The sequence below is a fragment of the Niveispirillum sp. GW835-FHT14G11 genome (assembly GCF_058793615.1).
This window is the reverse complement of sequence record NZ_JBXAFZ010000002.1, coordinates 98150-116200: the sequence shown is the minus strand read 5'-3', so window position 1 is coordinate 116200 and position 18051 is coordinate 98150. Positions and strand designations below refer to the sequence as shown.

Genomic DNA, 18051 nt, shown 5'->3' with positions numbered 1-18051 from the left:
TATGGACAGTTACCGGACGTTCCAGCAGGAATTCGATCTGTCGATGGAGGCGCTGTGCCGGCGCATCCTGGACCGGCATCAGGCGACGATCCGGGTGCGCAAGGCGGACACGGCCGTCGCCAATCTGGCGCGCATCATTGACACGACCCTGACGGTGGCCAACCGCAAGGGCTTCCACTCCATGTCGCTGCGCGATCTTTCCGAACAGTCCGGTCTGTCGATGGGGGCGCTTTACAGCTATTTCGACAGCAAGGACACCCTGCTGCTGATGATCCTGGGGCAGGTGGTGGATGCCGTCCAGCACATCCTGACCACCCCGGATGTCACCACCGGCGACCCGACATCGCGTCTGCGCGCGCTGATCGCGCGGCATGTCTATCTGACGGAAACGATGGGGCCCTGGTTCGTCTTTGCCTTCATGGAGGCCAAGGCCTTCAGTAAACAGGGCCGCGATATGGCGGTTGAAAGCGAGCTGTGGACCGAGAGCCTGTTGCGGGATGTCATCACGGATGGCATTGCCGCCGGCACCTTCCGGCCTCAGGATGCGACCATGGCGGCGGCCCTGGTCAAGCCGATGCTGCAGGATTGGTACGTCAAACGATCCAAATACCGTAAACGCGGGGTCGAGCCCGACGCCTTCGTCGCGGTGCTGGCAGAGATGGTGGGGGCCATGCTGCGCTGAGTTGCAGGCGGCGTGCCGCTGCGCTGGCGTGTGCCACCGGTGACCCACCCCATCCGGCAATGACCGATGGGGTGGGTGCTTCTGGATCAGACGGTAGGATTGGCTTGGTCATGAAGAGCCTTCACCAAGCTGCCATCCAGGGCCGACAGGATGGTCCCATCCTCCTCAATAAACATCACCGGGCCGTGGTTGGTGAACAGCAGTTCGGTATATTCGGGGAAGGTCGTGCATTCATGGATCGTGTCCAGGGGTTCGTACCCCCAGGTGCCGGCCAGCGCCACCCCCATGCGATATTCCATGCGGCCCTTGACCACGAAATATTCGCCGGCCCCGTAATGCTTATGACGGCCGAAGGAACTGCCGGGCTGGCAGCGCAGCATCACGGTCCAGCGGCCCGTCTCCGCACTGGTGAACAGCAGGCGGAAATCGATCCCCTCGGCCAAGGGCACCCAGGGCTTTTCTTCGGCCGGGATCAGGCTTTCATCGGTGGACATCTGTCCCTCCCTTTGATCAGAAACGTTGGGTGTATTCGACGCCCCAGGTCGCCCGCTCGCCGTAATACAGCGGGATCAACCCGAAATCGCGCAGGTCGGTGGCGTCGACGATGTAGGCCTTGTCGGTGACGTTGCGGCCCCAGACGGCCAGTTCCCAATCGGCTTCGGGGGCCGACAAGGCCAGGCGCAGGTTCAGCAGACCATGGCCGCCCCGGCTGCTGACCAGATCGTCCTGGGCGTTGTTGTAATATTTCTTGGCCGTGTAGTTGTATTCGGCCCTGAACGCGGCACTGTAGCTGTCGTTCAGCGGCACCTGATATTGCGCGAAGCTGGACAGCGTGAATTTCGGCGCTCCCGGCAGCTTGTTGCCGGAGAAGTCGCGCGGCCGGCCCGTGGCCGGGTCGATGGCACCGGAGGTGTAGTTGCGATACTGCGCATCCAGCAGGCCCAGATTCAGGCCCAGATCCAGCCCGTCGGTGGGGATGGCCGTCAGTTCCACCTCGATCCCTTTGATGCGGGCATCGGCGGCATTGTCCAAGCCCAGGGTGGGCACGCCGCTGCCCTGCTGGTTCACCGACAGGACCTGCAGGTCGCTGTAATCATAGAGGAAGGCGGCGATGTTGGCGCGCAGGCGGCGGTCCAGCAGCGTGCTTTTCAGGCCGACCTCGTAAGCCGTCAGGAATTCCGGATCGACCTTGGTCCGTTCGGCCACGCTGGTGATGATGCCGATATTGAAATTGCCCGACTTGAAGCCGCGCGTGACGGAGCCATAGGCCATGACGTCCTTGGTCAGGTCGTAATCGGCGGCCAGCCGCCAGGAGGACGCTTTGAACGTGTCGCCCATGGCGGCATAGGGCACCAGGGCGATGGGAGCGCCGTCGGGAATGTCGGCATCGAAGAAGCCGGGGATCAGCAGCCCCTCATGCGTGGCATCGACCTTGTCCCAGGTATAGCGGGCACCGCCGGTCAGGCGCAGATCGTCGGCCAGATTGACCGTCGCCTGCCCGAAGATGGCATAGCTCTTGTTGTTGCGGCTGGCATTGGTGATCAGCGGCACGGCCCCCTGGGCGAAACTCAGTTCCCCCACCAGATCGGCCTCGGAATGGGAGGTGAAATCCTCGTCGAAATAGAAGGCGCCCAGCAGGCCCTGGATACCGTCGCCATTATAGGCGAACTGCAGTTCCTGTGACTTCTGCTCCGTATCGGTCAGGAACTTGATCTGGTCGATGCGCTTGGGCCCGCCATCCACATCGACGCGGTTATCGACATTGCCCTTGTCATAGCCGGTGATGGATTTCAGCGAGAGCGTGTCCGTCAGCCCGAAGGACGCCGTCAGCGACACCCAGTCATTGTCGGAGTAATTGCGGCTGTCGGCGTTGAAATTCAGGATCTTGACATCGTCCGGGGCCGGGTCGGTATAGCCGAACAGGTCGGCGCCATTGATCTGCCCGTCGGGTTTGGGCTGCAGGTAATCGCTGCGGTCGCGGCCCGTGCCGGCGGCCAGACGGATATCCACGTCATGATCGCCGTCCGGGTGGTAGCGCAGGATGGCGCGCACCGCCCCTTCATCGACATCGATGGCGCGGTCCCCGGTTTGGAGATTGACCCGTTCCCCGTCGCGCCGGCGCAAGGTCCCCGATACGCGCGCCGACAACCCATCGGCCAGCGGCATGGAAGCCGCACCTTCCACCTCGAACAGATTGAAGCGGCCATAGCCCAGGCGGAAATAGCCCTCCTGCTTCTCGTCCGGCAGCTTGGAGATATAGACGATGGCGCCGCCCGTGGTGTTCTTGCCGAACAGCGTCCCCTGCGGCCCGCGCAGCACCTCCACCCGGTCCAGGTCGAACAGCGAGAAGATCTGGCTGCCGGTCGAGGCCACGGGCACGTCGTCGCGATAGATGCTGACCGGGCCCACGGAGGAGGAGTTGAAGTCGTTATTGCCGACGCCGCGGATGAAGATGTTCGGCACGCCGCCAAAGGTCTTGATCTCCAGGTTCGGCACCACGTCGCCGATGGCCAGGCTGTTGGACAGGCCGCTTTCCTGCAGCTGCTCCCCACCCATGGCGGTGACGGAAACCGGCACCTCCTGCAGGTTCTGGGCCCGGCGCTGGGCCATGACCACGATCTCTTCGATCGCCTCCTGTGCGACCGCCGGTACCGTCAGTGCCGTGCCGGTCAGCAATGACAGGGCCAGCGCCGCCGGCGCTCCCTTCCTGAAACCCATGTTTCCTCCCTTGTCCCTTTGATCGGGCGTTCTTCTGCGATGGTCGGAAACTATCCCGCCGGCCGCGGCGTGACTTTGCGCTGAGCGTCAGAACTCATGCGTCAGAGCGCGTTCGCCGGCCCGATTTGCGCGGCAGCGACAGTTCTTTTGTTCTTGCGCGCATCGCCCCGTATGCGGCTGCTCGTCAGGATGGGGATTGCGGTTTACTATGCGCTACCCGAACGGATCGGGCCAAAAACAAGATCAATCCGTGGGAGGATACATGTCGTTGGCCGAGATCGAGAACTGGTCATCCCAGTCCATGCCTGTTGCGCGCCGGTTCCGGGGCTTCCAGGACGTGCTGGACCGCACTCATTTCCATTGGGACCTGCATGTCGACCGGGGCGATAATTACAGCGCCGAGGTGCGGCGCCGGCCCGTGGATGAATTCGTCTTCACCCATGTCGTGGCCGATCCCTTGTCCGGCTGGCGTCGGGCCGACGATATCCGCAAGTCTGAGGCCGCATATTTCTGCCTGCTGTTCCTGGAGCAGGGCCGCACCCTGCTGGAACAGGGGCGCAACCAGAGTGAACTTGGGGCCGGCAGCATCTCGCTCTGGGACAGTACCCGCCCGGCCTATTTCGCGGCCAAGCAGGTGCAGCACCAGTTTTCCCTGCTGATCCCGCGCCAGCAGGCCCTGTCGGCGCTGCCCTGTATCGAGGATATGTGCGGGTTGCAGGTACGGGGCGATAGCGGGGTGGGGGCGGTGCTGCTGGCCCATCTGCGCCAGTTGCACCGGTCCATCGACAATATCGATCCCACCGACCGGCCCGCCATGCTGCGCGCCACGGTGGAACTGGCGGCCATCGCCTTCCGCCCGGAACTGGAACGGCTGAACGGATCGGCCTTCCAGCGCGCCTTGCTGGCGCGGGTGCAGGATTATATCAACGCCCATGTCGGCGATCCGGACCTGGGGCCGCAATCCATCGCTGCCTCCTTCCGCTTTTCCCCGCGCTACCTGCATCGCCTGTTCGAGGCGACGGAGATGACCGTGTCGGAATGGATCAAGCAGCGGCGCCTGCTACGCTGTCGGGAGGATCTGGCCGCCGTCGGCTGTGATGGGCTGTCGCTGACCCAGATCGCCATGAAGAACGGCTTTGCCGACGCTTCCCAGTTCAGCCGCTCTTTCCGCGCCGCCTTCGGCACCACCCCACGGGAGTTCCGGCAGCAGGCACGGGAGGGGCGGGGGTAGGAGAACTGGGGGCGCCATCATTGCCGCTTTCCCCACCGTCACCCCGGCCTGCACCGGGGTGACGGTGGATAGCGCAGTAAGCCGCTCCCCTGTTCCCTGCCTGACAAACTATCCGCCCCTGCCCGACAAGCCCGGAGACGCCATCCCGTCCATCATCCCCATAACGAAACAGGGGAGGGGATGGAACCCATGGCAAGGCGATTGGAAGGCAAGGTGGCGCTGGTCACCGGGGCCGCGCGCGGGATCGGGGCCGGCATCGCCGCCGCGTTCCGCGAGGCGGGTGCTACCGTCTATGGCGGCGATCTGGGCGAACCCGATGGCGGCGACGACCGCACCCTGCGCCTGGACGTGCGCCGGGAGGATCACTGGCAGGCGGCGGAGCGGCTGATCCGGGAGCGTGACGGGCGGCTGGACATCCTGGTCAACAATGCCGGGGTGGAGCTGGTGCGGCCGCTGTCGGAACTGTCGCTGGATGACTGGCGCCACGTTATGGCGGTCAATGTCGATGGCGTGTTCCTGGGCTGCCGCACGCTGCAGGGCCTGATGGCGACCACCGGGTCGGCCTCTTCACCGGCGTCGATCATCAACATCTCCTCCATTGCCGGCATCGTGGGCTATCCCGACCAGTCGGCCTATAACACGTCGAAGGGGGCTGTGCGCCACCTGACCAAGAGCCTGGCCATTGAATTCGCGGCGCATGGCCAGCCCATCCGGGTCAATTCCATCCATCCCGGCTGCATCCGCACGCCGATGCTGGAAGAGGCGGTGGAAGGCTGGACGAAGCAGGGGCTGCTGAACCGCGACGATCCCTGGAAGGACGTCGGCGCCATGTGCCCCATGAACAAGGTGGGCAGCCCGCGCGACATCGCCATGGGGGCCGTCTATCTGGCGTCGGACGAGGCCGGTTTTGTCACCGGCATTGAACTGATCATTGATGGCGGATGGGTCGCGCGATGAACGACACGGGCAGCAACCGCCATCACCGGCTCTGGATGTATGAGCAGATGGTGAAAAGCCGGCATTTCGAGGATCTGATCAAGCCGGCCTATCTGGAGGGCAAGAAGCCCCTGTTCAACATGGCCAAGGGCCCCATTCCCGGCGAAATGCATCTGTCCGATGGGCAGGAGCCATGCGCCGTCGGTGTCTGCGCCCACCTGCGCCCCACCGATACCGTCACGGCCACCCACCGGCCGCACCATGTCGCCATCGCCAAGGGCGTGGACCTGGACGCCATGGCGGCGGAGATCTTCGGCAAGGAGACGGGCCTGTCCGGCGGGCGCGGCGGGCATATGCACCTGTTCGACCCGGCGGTGAATTTCTGCTGCTCCGGCATCATTGCCCAGGGACTGGGCCCGGCGGTGGGGGCGGCCATGGCGGCCAAGCTGCGCGGACGCGACGATGTGGCCGTCGCCTTTCTGGGTGACGGGGCCGCCAATCAGGGGGCCTTCCACGAGGCGTTGAACCTCGCCGCCATCTGGAAGGCGCCGGTGGTCTTCGTGATCGAGGATAACCGCTACGGCATCTCCGTGCCCAAGGCCGAATGCACCGCCGTGGCCAGGAACGCCGACCGTGCCGTGGCCTATGGCATGCCCGGCATATATGTGCCCGGCAACGATCCCGACCTTGTGCATGCGGCGGCGGGTGAAGCCATCGCGCGGGCCAGGGCCGGGGGTGGCCCCAGCCTGATCGAGATCGAGACGACCCGGCTGGAGGGCCATTTCATGGGCGATGCGGAAGGCTACCGTCCGCCGGGCGAGGTGGCGCGGCTGCGTGAGCAGGACCCGATCCAAGCCTACCGGCAGCGACTGCTGGCCGACGGGTTCGAGCCCGGCGAAATGGACGCGCTGGAACAGGCCGCCAGAGGGGCGGTGGATGCCGCCTTCGCCCATGCTCGTGCCTCGGCGCTGCCGGGGCCGGAGCAGGCTTTCCTTCAGGTCTTCGTGGAAAGGGCCGTGTGATGCAGGCGACCCAGACAATGCGCAAACTGACCATCGCCAAGGCCATGGCCGAGGCCATCGGCCAGGAGATGGAGCGCGATCCCGACGTGCTGGTGATGGGCGAGGATATCGGCCGGCTGGGCGGGGTGTTCGGTAATACGGCCGGCCTGCTGGACCGGTTCGGAGCCGAGCGGGTGCGCGACACGCCCATTTCGGAGACGGGCTTCATCGGGGCCGCCGTGGGCATGGCGGCGGCCGGGTTGAAACCCGTGGTCGAGCTGATGTTCGTGGATTTTTTCGGCGTCTGTATGGATGCCATTTATAATCTGGCCGCCAAGCAGAGCTATTTCAGCGGCGGACGCGTGTCCTGCCCGATGGTGCTAATGACGTCGGTCGGCGGTGGCTATGGCGATGGGGGGCAGCATTCGCAGTGCCTTTACGCCACCTTCGGGCATCTGCCGGGGCTGAAGGTGGTGGTGCCGTCGACCGCCTATGACGCCAAGGGCTTGATGCTGGCCGCCATCCGCGACCCCAACCCCGTGATCTTCATGTATCACAAGGCGTTGCAGGGCATGGGCTGGCTGGGCACCGTCCCCGGTTCCATCACCCGCGTGCCGGAGGAGGAGTATGAAATCCCCATCGGCAAGGCGGCGCTGGTGCGCGAGGGGAGCGACATCACCCTGGTCGGGCTGGGCGTCACCGTCCATCATGCGCTGGAGGTCGCCAGGGCGCTGGAAAAGGACGGCGTGTCGGCCGAGGTGATCGACCTGCGCACCATCGCCCCCCTGGATCGCGAGACCGTCCGCCGGTCGGTGGCCAAGACGGGCCGTCTGCTGGTCATCGATGATGATTATCAGAGCTACGGCGTGTCGGCCGAGGCGATCGCCAGTGTCGTAGAGGCCGGGATCGCGCTGAAGGCCGCGCCACGCCGGCTGGCCTATCCCGACATCCCCGTGCCCTTCTCCCCCGCCCTGGAACATCACGTCCTGCCCAACGCGGACAAGGCCCTGGCCGCCGCACGAGAGATATTGTCATGAGTCAGACCCCGATCCTGATCCCCGCCACGCTGTGGGATGATGACAGTCCCGGCGTCATTTCCACCTGGCTGTTCGAGGATGGCGACACCGTCACCGAGGGGGCGGTGGTGGCCGAACTGATGAATGAAAAGGTCAGTTTCGAGATCACGGCCCCCGCCACCGGCCGATTGTCCATCGAGGTTCCGGCCGAGGCGGAGGTGGCGCTGGGCCAGCGCATCGGGTCGGTGACGGGATGAGCGCGCCCATTCCCTTGAAGGGCGTGCGCGGCGTCATCGCGGCGCGCATGATGGACAGCCTGCAGCATTCCGCCCAACTGACCTACCATGCCGAGGCCGACATCGCCCCCCTGCTGGCCCGACGTCAGGCATGGAAGGCGCAGGGCCTGAAGATCAGCGTGGAGGATTGCGTCATCCACGCCCTGGCCGGCGTGCTGGCGGCCTTCCCCGCCTTCAATGGCACGCTGGAGGATGGATTGTTCACGCCCTCCCCGGTGCTGGACCTGTCCATCGCCATCACTACACCGGGCGGTCTGATGACGCCCGTGCTGCGGGGGGCCTCGTCCATGACCCTTGCGGAGATCGGCGTTGCCCGCGCCGATCTGGTGGCCCGCGCCAATGCGGGAAAACTCGCCGTGTCGCAGATGAAGGGCGGCAGTTTCACGCTGTCCAACCTGGGCACGACGCGCGTGCGTTTCTTCACCCCCATCCTGAACCGGCCGCAGGTGGCGCTGCTGGGCCTGGGCCGTGTCGATCCCGTGCTGCTGCCCGACGGCGATGGTGGGGTGCGCGTAGCCCAGCGCCTGGGCCTGTCGCTGACGGCCGACCACCGGCTGCTGGATGGCTATCCTTGTGGTCAGTTCCTGGAGGCGCTTTGCCATGCTGTTGAGCGGTTCGACGCGGCTGTCTGATCTGGCATCCCTGTTCATGGGCAACCTGTCGATGCGCATCGGGGCTGTCCGGCTGGAACGGCCGGCCAGCGATGTGCAGATGATGGTGGATGGCGACATGGCGCTGCTGGCCCGCGTCATGGGGCAGGGACGGCCCAGCCTGCAATGGCGCTGCTGGCAGAACCGCCATTGCCTGGTGGTGCCGCGCCACTGGTCACGCTTGGCCGGATTCCGTGACGCCGTGCTGGACTGCCCGTTACCCGTGGCGCTGCGGGCATCGGGCGGCAGCGCCGTTATCCACGGTCCCCATATCCTCAATATCAGCCTTGCCTGGGTGGTGGTGGCAGGGGACAGCGCAGGTATCAAGGAGGGATACGAGCGGTTGACCGGCCCTCTCATAGAGACCCTGGCTGACCTGGGTGTAGCGGCCGAACTGTCACCCGTGCCAGGGGCCCATTGCGATGGCAGGTATAATCTGGTGCATGATGGCCGCAAACTGGCGGGAACGGCCGGACTGATCCGACCGGCGCAGGACCTGAAGGGCTTCCTGCTCCATGCCAGCCTGTCGCTGGGCTTGCAGGAGGAGGATCTGGAGACGATTGCCGGCTTCGAACGTTGCCTGCAGCGAGATGCAGATTATCGCGCCGAAGCGCATACCAGTCTGGCGGAGGCCGGGCGCAGGGTGAACGGCGCACACATTTCCCACTGTCCGGCTTAAGGCCGCCATTCCCCAGGCCGGCCTGATCAACTACCCTGCCACCGGCCATCTGCCGCAATGGAAGATCCGGCCATGTCCATTGCCGACATCGCCGGCTTCCTGGACCGCAGCAAGGGTGGATGATGGCAAGGGATCTGCTGGGCAATTCCGTTACGGTACCGGATCGATTACTGCCTGCGATCAATGATTTCGTGGGCGGTATGATCGCCTGTGAATCGCGTGCGCTTAACATCCTGGAAGCGGCGAAGGCACCGGATGCGCCGGCCCTGGTCCATGTCTATGCCGGTTTCCTGAATCTTCTGGCCGAGGCACCGGCAGCGGCCGATGCCGCCCGCCCGCATCTGGCGGCGGCCCGCCTGTTTCTGGCCACGGCCAATGAACGGGAAACCCGGCTGGCCGGGGTGCTGGCCGCCTGGATCGATGATGATATCGACGCCACGACTGCCATCCTGTCGGCCATCCTGGCCGATCATCCGCGCGATCTGGCGACGCTGAAGCTGCTGCATTATCATCAGTTCAACCATGGCGATTTCCCCGGTATGCTGCGCGCGGCACAGGTAACGGCGGCGGCGGCGCCCGACCTTCCCTATCTGGGCGGCTGTCTGGCCTTCGCCTATGAACAATTGCACCTGCTGGATGATGCGGCCGCGGCAGCGCGGGCAGGGCTGGCCATCGTGCCCACCGATCCCTGGGCACAACATGCGCTGGCCCATGTCTGGCTGACGCGCGGGCAGGTGGAGGAGGGGCTGGCGGCACTGACCGGCTGGTCGCCGGGCTGGCAGGGGCTGAACAGTTTCATGGTCACCCATCTCTGGTGGCATCTGGCGCTGTTCCACCTGAGCCGGGGTGACGCGGTCCGGGTGCTGGAGATTTACGACACCCAGGTCTGGGCCCATGCCCGGGACTATTCTCAGGATCAGGTGGGGGCCGTATCGCTGCTGGCCCGGCTGGAACTGGCCGGTTATGCGGTGGGGGACCGCTGGGCGGACCTGGCACCCTATCTGGCGGTGCGGGCCCGCGACGTGGTGCAGCCGTTTCTGTCCGTCCAATATGCCTATGGTCTGGCGCGGGCCGGGCGGGCGGAGGCCGACCCGTTACTGGCCGCCATCGCCGAGGCCGCCGAACATGGGCCCCTGCACAGCCGCGCGACGTGGCGGGATGCGGCCCTGCCGCTGGCCCGCGGGCTGGTGGCCCTGGCGCGGGGTGATGCGGCGACCGCTTTGGCGCTGCTGTCCGATGCCGTGCCGCGCCTTGCCCGGCTGGGCGGCAGCCATGCGCAGCGCGACCTGTTCGCCCAGTTCCTGCTGGACGCCCAGATCAAGGCCGGAGCCTGGGTGGAGGCACAGCAGGCGCTTGAACTGCGCCGTGTCACTGATCCCGGCAATGTGCCGCTGAACCGGGCGCTGGCCGACCTTTACCGTCGCCTGGGCCTGCCGCGACTGGCCGAGCAGGCTCAGGCCCGCGCCGACGGGCGGGCGGCGGCATGAGGCTGCTGCGGCACTGCCTGCTGGCCCTTCTGATCCTGCTTCTGCCGCTGGCCGTGCAGGCGGCCCCGCGCGATACGCTGCGCATCGGCCTGCAACTGGAGCCGCCGAACCTGGACCCGACCAGCGGGGCGGCCACGGCCACCGACGATATCGTCTATGCCACCATCTTCGAGGGGCTGACCCGCATCGCCGCCGACGGCACGATCCGGCCCTTGCTGGCCAGCGGCTGGACCGTGTCCGACGATGGCCGGACCTATCTGTTCGACCTGCGGCCGGGGGTGCATTTCCATGATGGCAGCCTGCTGACGGCCGAGGATGTGGTGTTCAGCCTGACGCGCGCCATCGGCCCCACCTCCACCAATGCCCAGATGCAGGCGCTGCGGGCGATCACCGCCGTGACGGCCACGGGGCCGCTGCAGGTGCGCATCGATCTGGCGGAACGCGATTCGGCTTTCCTGACACTGCTGAGCCTGGGGGATGCGGTCATCGTGTCGCGCGCCACGGCCGATGCGCTGGCCACCCGCCCGGTGGGAACGGGACCGTTCCGCTTTGCCGGTTGGCGGCGGGGCGACGCCGTGACATTGGAACGGTTCGATGGCTATTGGGGTCGCCCGGCGCGCCTGTCGCGGCTGGTCTTCCGCTTCATCGCCGATCCCAACGCGGCCTATGCTGCCATGCGGGCGGGCGACCTGGACCTGTTTCCGGATTTTCCCGCACCGGAGGTGCTGGATCAGCTGGCCGCCGATCCGCGCCTGAAACTGGCGATCACCCCGTCGGAGGGGGAGGTGATCCTGGCCATCAACCAGCGCCAGGGTCCCCTGGCCGATAGCCGCGTGCGCCGCGCCATCGCACTTTCCATCGACCGCCAAGCCATCATCGACGGGTCCATGTACGGGTATGGCACGCCCATCGGCAGCCATTTCCCCCCACACAGCCCGGACTATGTCGACCTGACGGGCCTGACACCGCACGACCCGGCCGCCGCCCGCCGGTTGCTGGCCGAGGCGGGGTATGGTCGGGGCCTGGACCTGACCCTGAAGCTGCCGCCCCCCTCCTATGCCAGGCGGGGCGGGGAGATCGTGGCGGCGCAACTGGCCGCAGTCGGCATCCGTGCCCGCATCGTCAATGTCGAATGGTCCGCCTGGCTGGACGAGGTCTATAAGCGCTACGATTTCGACCTGACCATGGTCAGCCATGCCGAACCCTTCGATTATGCCATCTATGGCCGCCAGGACTATTATTTTGGCTATGAAAGCCCGGCTTATCGCACGTTGCTGACCGACCTGAAGGCGGCGCCCGATGCGGCCGCACGCCACCGCATCCTGGGCGACCTGCAACGGCGGCTTGTTGACGATGCGGTGAATGGCTTCCTCTACCAGTTTCCACATCTGGGGGTGCAGGACCGCGCCCTGACCGACCTGTGGATCAATTCCCCCAATCAGGTGCTGGATTATGCCGCCGCGCATTACGGCCCCGGCGATGCGGAGGGGGACGGGCAGTCGGCGGCCGTGGCGGATGACGGGTGGGGCATCGGGCTGTTGTGGGGGGCGCTGGCCCTGCTGCTGGGGACCGCCATCATCGGTTTCGGGCCGTCTTATGTGCTGGCGCGGCTGTCGGTGCTGGCGGGCACGTTGCTGGGCGCCACCCTGGTGATCTTCGCCCTGGTGCAGGTGGTGCCAGGCGATCCCGCCGCCTTCATGATGGGGCTGAATGCCAGCCCGGAAGCCATTGCCAATCTTCATCGGGAACTGGGCCTGACAGGCTCGATCCCGGCCCACTATCTGGATTGGGTCGGCGGGCTGCTGCGGGGCGATTTCGGCATCTCCTATACCTACCGCGTGCCGGTGGCCGATCTGATCGGGGAACGGCTGTCGCTGTCGCTGCCGCTGGCACTGCTGTCGGTGTTGGTGTCGATCATCATCGGGCTGCCGGCGGGATATCTGGCGGCGGTGCGGCGGGGTGGATGGATGGATTGGATTCTGTCCTGGGTCCTGCGGGTCGGCATTGCCGTGCCCGGTTTCTGGCTGGCCATCCTGCTGGTCCTGATTTTCGCGCTGGGATTGGGCTGGTTCGCGGCCGGCGGTTTTCCGGGCTGGGCGGCAGGGCCGGGTCCCGCCCTGTCGGCCCTGACGCTGCCCATCCTGGCGCTGGGTCTGCCGCAGGCCGCCATCCTGGCCCGCGTGGCGCGGGGTGCCCTGATCGAGACGCTGCACAAGGATTTCGTGCGCACAGCAAGGGCCAAGGGGTTGAGCCGGGCGCAGGCCATCCGGCGCCACGCTCTGCCCAACGCGCTGGGCCCGGTGCTGACGGTGCTGGGCCTGCAGGTGCCGTTCCTGCTGGCCGGCGGGGCGATCGTGGAGAATGTGTTTTCCCTGCCCGGCCTGGGGCGGCTGGTGCTGCAGGCCATCGCCCAGCGCGACCTGATCGTCGTGCAATCGGTGGTGGTGGTGCTGATCGGCTTCACGGTCTGCGCCTCGCTGCTGGTCGACATGGCCTATGCCCTGATCGATCCGCGCCTGCGGGACGGGGGGGTGGCATGAACGCGTTGCGGGTGGGATTGCTGCTGACGGGGCTGTTCGTGGCGGCGGGGCTGCTATCCCTGGTCTGGACACCCCATGACGTGACGCTGGTCGATATCGGTGCCCGGTTGTTGGCACCATCGGCAGTGCATCCGTTCGGCACCGATCATCTGGGCCGCGATGTGCTGTCCATGATCCAGGCCGGGGCGGCGGTGTCACTGTCCGTCTCGCTGCTGGGTGTGGGGGGTGCGCTGCTGCTGGGCGTGCCGCTGGGCCTGCTGGCGGCGGCGCGAGGCGGATGGGTGGATGAGGCGTTGATGCGTACCGGCGATCTGGTCTTTGCCTTTCCCTGGCTGATGCTGGCTATCCTGCTGGCCGCCACGTTGGGGCCGGGGGCATCGAACGCGGTGCTGGCCATCGCTATCCTGAACGTGCCCGTCTTCGCCCGCCTGACGCGCGGGGAGGCACGAAGGCTGTGGCAACTGGATTTCGTGGCGGCCGCGCGGCTGGCGGGCAAGGGCAAGGCCCGCATTTCCGCCGAACATATCCTGCCCAATCTGTCGGGTCCGCTGTCGGTGCAGGCGACGATCCAGTTCTCCCTGGCGCTGCTGGCAGAGGCCGGCCTGTCCTATGTCGGTCTGGGCGTACAACCGCCGGCCCCCAGTTGGGGCCGCATGCTGGCCGATGCGCAGACCCTGATCGGGACCGCACCCTGGCTGGCCATCGCACCGGGCTTGGCCATTCTGCTGGCCGTGTTCGGCCTGACCCTGATCGGTGACGGGCTGGCCCGGCATCTGCGGCGGGGGGAGGGGGCATGAATATCCTGTCCTTTCAGGATGCCAGCATCCGTTACGGCGACCGGTCGGCCTTGTCGGGCCTGACACTGGATGTGGGGCCGGGCGAAATCGTCGGCCTGATCGGGGAGTCGGGGTCGGGCAAGTCCACGGCGGCCCTGGCCGCCATGGGCCTGCTGCCGGATAGCGCATCCGTGACCGGCCGCGTGCTGCTGGACGGGCGAGACTGGACCGGCTTGGCCGAGCGTGAGGGCGACAGGCTGCGCGGCCGGGTGGCCGGCATGATCTTTCAGGAGCCGCTGACGGCGCTGAACCCCATCCTGTCCATCGGGGCGCAGGTGGCGGAGGCGGTGCGGGCGACCCGTGGGCTGGGTCGCCGGGCGGCCTGGGCGGCGGCGTTGGCCTTGCTGGCCCGCGTGGGCCTGGACATTCCTGCCCGGCGCTACCCGCACCAATTGTCGGGTGGTCAGCGGCAACGGGTGGGCATCGCCATCGCCATTGCCGGCGGGCCCCGGCTGCTGATCGCCGATGAACCAACCACGGCCCTGGATGTCACCACCCAGGCGCAGATCATGGACCTGATCGTCCGGCTGGTGCGGGAGGAGGGGATGGGCCTGCTGCTGGTCAGCCACGATCTGGGGCTGGTGGCGCAGGTGGCGAACCGGATCGCCGTGCTGAAGGCGGGAAGGCTGGTCGAACAGGGGGCAGCAATGGATGTGCTGTCACGGCCGACCGCACCCTATACACGGTCGCTGCTGGACCGGTCCCGGCACCGGCCGTTGCGGACCCACGCCGTTGACCCGACCGCCCCGCCCGTGCTGTCGGTCACCGGCCTGACGCGCACCTATCCCGGTGAGCGTCAGGGCCTGTTCCGGCGGGGTGATCCCGTCCATGCCGTGGCCGATGTCAGCTTCACCATCGCACCCGGTGAAACCCTGGGTGTCGTGGGGGAAAGCGGTTCGGGTAAGTCGAGCCTGCTGCGCTGTGTCCTGGGGCTGGACCGGCCGCAGGCGGGGACAATCCTGCTGAATGGCCGGTCGGTGCAGGACAGCCGGGGATCTGAATTACGGACGCTGCGGCAACAGATGCAGGCCGTATTCCAGGACCCGGCCGGTAGTTTCAACCCGCGCCAAAAGGTGGTGAGGATCGTGGCGGAACCGCTGCACCTGCTGGATCAACCGCTGACCATGGCGCAGCAGCGGGAGCGGGTGGAAAGGGTGCTGTCGCTGGTCGGCCTGTCCCCGGACGATGCCGACCGTTACCCCCATCAATTCTCCGGCGGGCAGCGCCAGCGCCTCGCGCTGGCCCGCGCCCTGATCGTGGAACCAAGGCTGGTGGTGCTGGACGAGGCGGTGTCGGCGCTGGACGTGTCGATCCGGGCCGACATCCTGGACCTGCTGGTGCGGCTGTCGGCGGAACTGGGCCTAGCCTATCTGTTCGTCTCCCACGATCTGTCGGTGATGCGGGCCGTCACCGACCGGGTGCTGGTGATGAAACAGGGCCGCATCGTGGAACAGGGGCCGACTGCGCGCGTGCTGGCGGAACCGCAGCACTCCTATACGGCGCAATTGCTGGCCGCGACGCCGCGATTACCCGAAATCCCGTAGGTCAGGTCGAGCCGAAGGCGAGCCCTGACTTACATGGCGTGATGCACGCCGCGCGCAATGGCGCGGGCCAGCACGTCGGCGGCAGCGGACCCGACGCGGGCGGCCTGCCAGGCCCTCGTTCGCTCATCCCCCAGGGGCACGGCCCCGCTGCCGATGGCGAAAACCAGATCACCATCGAACGGCGTGTGGACAGGCCGGATGGCGCGGGCCAGACCGTCCTGGGCCATGATGGCGATACGCTTGGCCTCCAGCTTGTCGATGGCGGCATTGGTGGCGACGACAGCCAGCGTCGTGTTGGCACCGGGGTTCAGCCGGCCCAACTCGCGCAGGCGCGTGACATCGGGGGTGGGGTCGGTGACCGGTGGGCCGTCGGGGGCGGGGCGTTGGGCACCAAACTCCCCATCAATCTCATAGGGCCAGGCCCAGAAGGTGCGACCGTCGGGCATGAAGACGGACCCGACGGGGTTGACCGCCACCAACGCCGCCACGATTAACCCATCGCCCAGGTCCAGAGAGGCCGTGCCGATACCACCCTTGACATAGCCGGCCATGGCGCCCCGTCCGGCCCCTACCGAGCCCAGGGCGACATCGGTTCCCGCCGCCGCCACGGCGGCCGCACCCAGGGCGCGATAGGGCGAAACCTCGCCCCAGTTCTTGTCACCCGGATTGTTCAGGTCGTGCAGCACGGCGGCGGGCACGATGGGGATGGCGCGGCCGCCGGGGCGCAGGCGCAGGCCGACATCGCGTTGCGACAAGTATCCGACCACCCCGTCCGCCGCCGCCAGCCCGAACACCGATCCGCCGGACAGCGTGATGGCATGGATGCCGCCCACGACATTTTCCGGGACCAAGGTCTCCGTCTCCCGCGCGCCGGGACCGCCGCCGCGGATATCGACCGCCGCCACCCATTGGCCGCCACAGCGGATGACGGTCACGCCGGACCCGATCTTCTCATCCGTGGCGTGGCCGACCAGCAATCCATCGATGTCGGTGATGCTGTTGCGGGGTCCGGGACCCAAGTTCATGGCTTCACCTGTTGTCGCCAGGGCGTGGGCCAGGGCCGTTGCACCGGGCGGATGGTCTCGTAAAAGCGCGACAGGCGCAGAACGCCGACATCATTGAACCGCCGCCCCACGATCTGTAACCCGATGGGCAGCCCGGTGTCGGTATAGCCGCAATTGATGGAGGATGCCGGATGGTCCGACATGTTCCAGGCCACGGTGAAGGCGATATGTTCAAAGGGTCGGGCGGGATCGTTGACGGGGCTGGCCCATTGGGCCGGGAAGGTGGGAACGGGAGCGGTGGGTGACAGGATGAAGTCCAGCCCGTGAAAGATGTCCCGTGCCGCCTCCTTCATCGCCAGCATTTGTTCCTGGCCCGTATAGACATCCATGGCGGTATAGGCGCGGGCCGCCGCCACCCAATCGCGGATATAGGGCAGGATCAGCCCCTGGCGTTCCGGCGGCAGCTTTTCCATTTCATGCAGGAACCGTGTCCGCCAGAACCGGTCCAGCCCGTCCAGCATCGCACGGCTGATCACCGGCCCCACCGGTTGCAGAACGGCACCCGCATCGGCCAGCGCCTGCGCCGCCGCCGTCACCGCCTGGATGATTTCCGGTTCCACCGGCAGGCCGCAGCCAGCATCCAGCATCAGGCCGATGCGCAGCCCCTTCACGTCGATATCCAGATCCTGCCAGGGCAGGTCGGCCGGCGGCAGGGACATGTGGTCGCGTTCATCGGGCAGGGACAGCACCGACATCATCAGGGCGCAGTCTGCCACATCGCGCGTCATGGGGCCGGCGACGCGCCCGTGATAGGGCGGGTCGATGGGGATACGGCCATTGCTTGGCTTGAACCCGAAGATGCCGCACCAGCCAGCCGGCAACCGGATGGAACCGCCAATGTCGGTGCCAACATGCAGCGGGCCATATCCTGCCGCCGCCGCCACCGCTGCCCCGGCGCTGGACCCGCCAGGGTTCATCGCTGCGTTCCAGGGATTGCGCGACAACCGGTGGAAGCTGGATAGTCCCGATGACAGCATGCCGTAGTCGGGCACCGTGGTGCGGGCGAAGAGAATGGCGCCGGCATCGCGCAGACGCGCCGCGGGTGGCGCATCGGCCGCTTGCGGCACCAGTTCTGTGGCGGCGGTGCCCAACGGTTTCGGGAAGCCCTTGGTGGCGATCAGTTCCTTGATGGTAACAGGCACCCCGTCCAGCGGCCCCAGCGGTTGACCCGCCCGCCACCGTGCCTCTGCCGCCCGCGCCTCCGCCAGGGCATTATCCGGCTCGGCGGCCCAGGTTGCGGCCAACAGCGGTTCCGCCGCTTCCATCCGGTCCAGCACATCACGCATCACCTCCACAGGTGACAGCGTACATTGCCGGAAGGCCGCCAACATGGGGACGGCACCAAGGTCGCAAGGATCGGTCATGGATTGC

16 protein-coding genes are annotated in these 18051 nt (G+C 66.7%); 12 read left to right on the top strand and 4 right to left on the bottom strand.

The window, feature by feature from the left end; all coding sequences use genetic code 11:
* Position 1 precedes the first annotated feature (1 nt).
* The gene (locus tag AC1Q7F_RS04110) at positions 2-682 is read left to right on the top strand and encodes a TetR/AcrR family transcriptional regulator (protein ID WP_492504083.1); all 681 of its coding nucleotides are present in this window, start codon (positions 2-4) and stop codon (positions 680-682) included.
* An 86-nt stretch (positions 683-768) separates the two neighbouring features.
* On the opposite strand, the gene AC1Q7F_RS04105 is transcribed toward AC1Q7F_RS04110, so the two are convergent.
* Both AC1Q7F_RS04105 and AC1Q7F_RS04100 read right to left on the bottom strand, forming a co-directional pair.
* Positions 769-1176: a 2,4'-dihydroxyacetophenone dioxygenase family protein gene (locus AC1Q7F_RS04105; protein WP_492504081.1), complete on the bottom strand. Its 408-nt coding sequence runs from the start codon at positions 1174-1176 to the stop codon at positions 769-771.
* Between the two features lie 16 nt (positions 1177-1192).
* A complete protein-coding gene (locus AC1Q7F_RS04100) occupies positions 1193-3400 on the bottom strand; it encodes a TonB-dependent receptor (protein ID WP_492504079.1) in 2208 nt (735 codons plus the stop codon).
* A 262-nt stretch (positions 3401-3662) separates the two neighbouring features.
* On the opposite strand from AC1Q7F_RS04100, the gene AC1Q7F_RS04095 reads away from it, so the two are divergent.
* The 11 genes from AC1Q7F_RS04095 (at position 3663) to AC1Q7F_RS04045 (ending at position 15616) form a co-directional block, all read left to right on the top strand.
* Complete coding sequence (locus AC1Q7F_RS04095; protein ID WP_492504077.1) at positions 3663-4631, top strand: helix-turn-helix domain-containing protein; 969 nt, start codon at positions 3663-3665, stop codon at positions 4629-4631.
* A 189-nt stretch (positions 4632-4820) separates the two neighbouring features.
* The gene (locus AC1Q7F_RS04090) at positions 4821-5588 is read left to right on the top strand and encodes an SDR family NAD(P)-dependent oxidoreductase (RefSeq protein WP_492504075.1); all 768 of its coding nucleotides are present in this window, start codon (positions 4821-4823) and stop codon (positions 5586-5588) included.
* Complete coding sequence (locus tag AC1Q7F_RS04085) at positions 5585-6589, top strand: thiamine pyrophosphate-dependent dehydrogenase E1 component subunit alpha (protein ID WP_492504073.1); 1005 nt, start codon at positions 5585-5587, stop codon at positions 6587-6589. The genes AC1Q7F_RS04090 and AC1Q7F_RS04085 overlap by 4 nt, the downstream gene beginning before the upstream one ends.
* A complete protein-coding gene (locus tag AC1Q7F_RS04080; RefSeq protein ID WP_492504071.1) occupies positions 6589-7605 on the top strand; it encodes an alpha-ketoacid dehydrogenase subunit beta in 1017 nt (338 codons plus the stop codon). Before AC1Q7F_RS04085 ends, AC1Q7F_RS04080 begins: the two co-directional genes overlap by 1 nt.
* Positions 7602-7841 carry a lipoyl domain-containing protein gene (locus AC1Q7F_RS04075; protein ID WP_492504069.1) on the top strand — a complete coding sequence of 80 codons (240 nt, stop codon included), beginning with the start codon at positions 7602-7604 and terminating at the stop codon, positions 7839-7841. Before AC1Q7F_RS04080 ends, AC1Q7F_RS04075 begins: the two co-directional genes overlap by 4 nt.
* The gene (locus AC1Q7F_RS04070) at positions 7838-8512 is read left to right on the top strand and encodes a 2-oxo acid dehydrogenase subunit E2 (RefSeq protein WP_492504067.1); all 675 of its coding nucleotides are present in this window, start codon (positions 7838-7840) and stop codon (positions 8510-8512) included. The genes AC1Q7F_RS04075 and AC1Q7F_RS04070 overlap by 4 nt, the downstream gene beginning before the upstream one ends.
* A complete protein-coding gene (locus AC1Q7F_RS04065; protein WP_492504065.1) occupies positions 8481-9209 on the top strand; it encodes a lipoate--protein ligase family protein in 729 nt (242 codons plus the stop codon). The genes AC1Q7F_RS04070 and AC1Q7F_RS04065 overlap by 32 nt, the downstream gene beginning before the upstream one ends.
* A gap of 122 nt (positions 9210-9331) precedes the next feature.
* On the top strand, positions 9332-10696 hold the full coding sequence (locus AC1Q7F_RS04060) for a tetratricopeptide repeat protein (protein ID WP_492504063.1): 1365 nt from the start codon (positions 9332-9334) through the stop codon (positions 10694-10696).
* On the top strand, positions 10693-13236 hold the full coding sequence (locus tag AC1Q7F_RS04055) for an ABC transporter substrate-binding protein (RefSeq protein ID WP_492504061.1): 2544 nt from the start codon (positions 10693-10695) through the stop codon (positions 13234-13236). Before AC1Q7F_RS04060 ends, AC1Q7F_RS04055 begins: the two co-directional genes overlap by 4 nt.
* Positions 13233-14033, top strand: a complete 801-nt coding sequence (locus AC1Q7F_RS04050) for an ABC transporter permease (RefSeq protein WP_492504059.1) — start codon at positions 13233-13235, stop codon at positions 14031-14033. The genes AC1Q7F_RS04055 and AC1Q7F_RS04050 overlap by 4 nt, the downstream gene beginning before the upstream one ends.
* Complete coding sequence (locus AC1Q7F_RS04045) at positions 14030-15616, top strand: dipeptide ABC transporter ATP-binding protein (protein WP_492504057.1); 1587 nt, start codon at positions 14030-14032, stop codon at positions 15614-15616. The genes AC1Q7F_RS04050 and AC1Q7F_RS04045 overlap by 4 nt, the downstream gene beginning before the upstream one ends.
* Positions 15617-15645: 29 nt before the next feature.
* Here AC1Q7F_RS04045 and AC1Q7F_RS04040 read toward each other — a convergent pair whose 3' ends face one another.
* Positions 15646-16641: a P1 family peptidase gene (locus AC1Q7F_RS04040; protein ID WP_492504055.1), complete on the bottom strand. Its 996-nt coding sequence runs from the start codon at positions 16639-16641 to the stop codon at positions 15646-15648.
* On the bottom strand, positions 16638-18044 hold the full coding sequence (locus tag AC1Q7F_RS04035) for an amidase (protein WP_492504053.1): 1407 nt from the start codon (positions 18042-18044) through the stop codon (positions 16638-16640). The genes AC1Q7F_RS04040 and AC1Q7F_RS04035 overlap by 4 nt, the downstream gene beginning before the upstream one ends.
* Positions 18045-18051 lie beyond the last annotated feature (7 nt).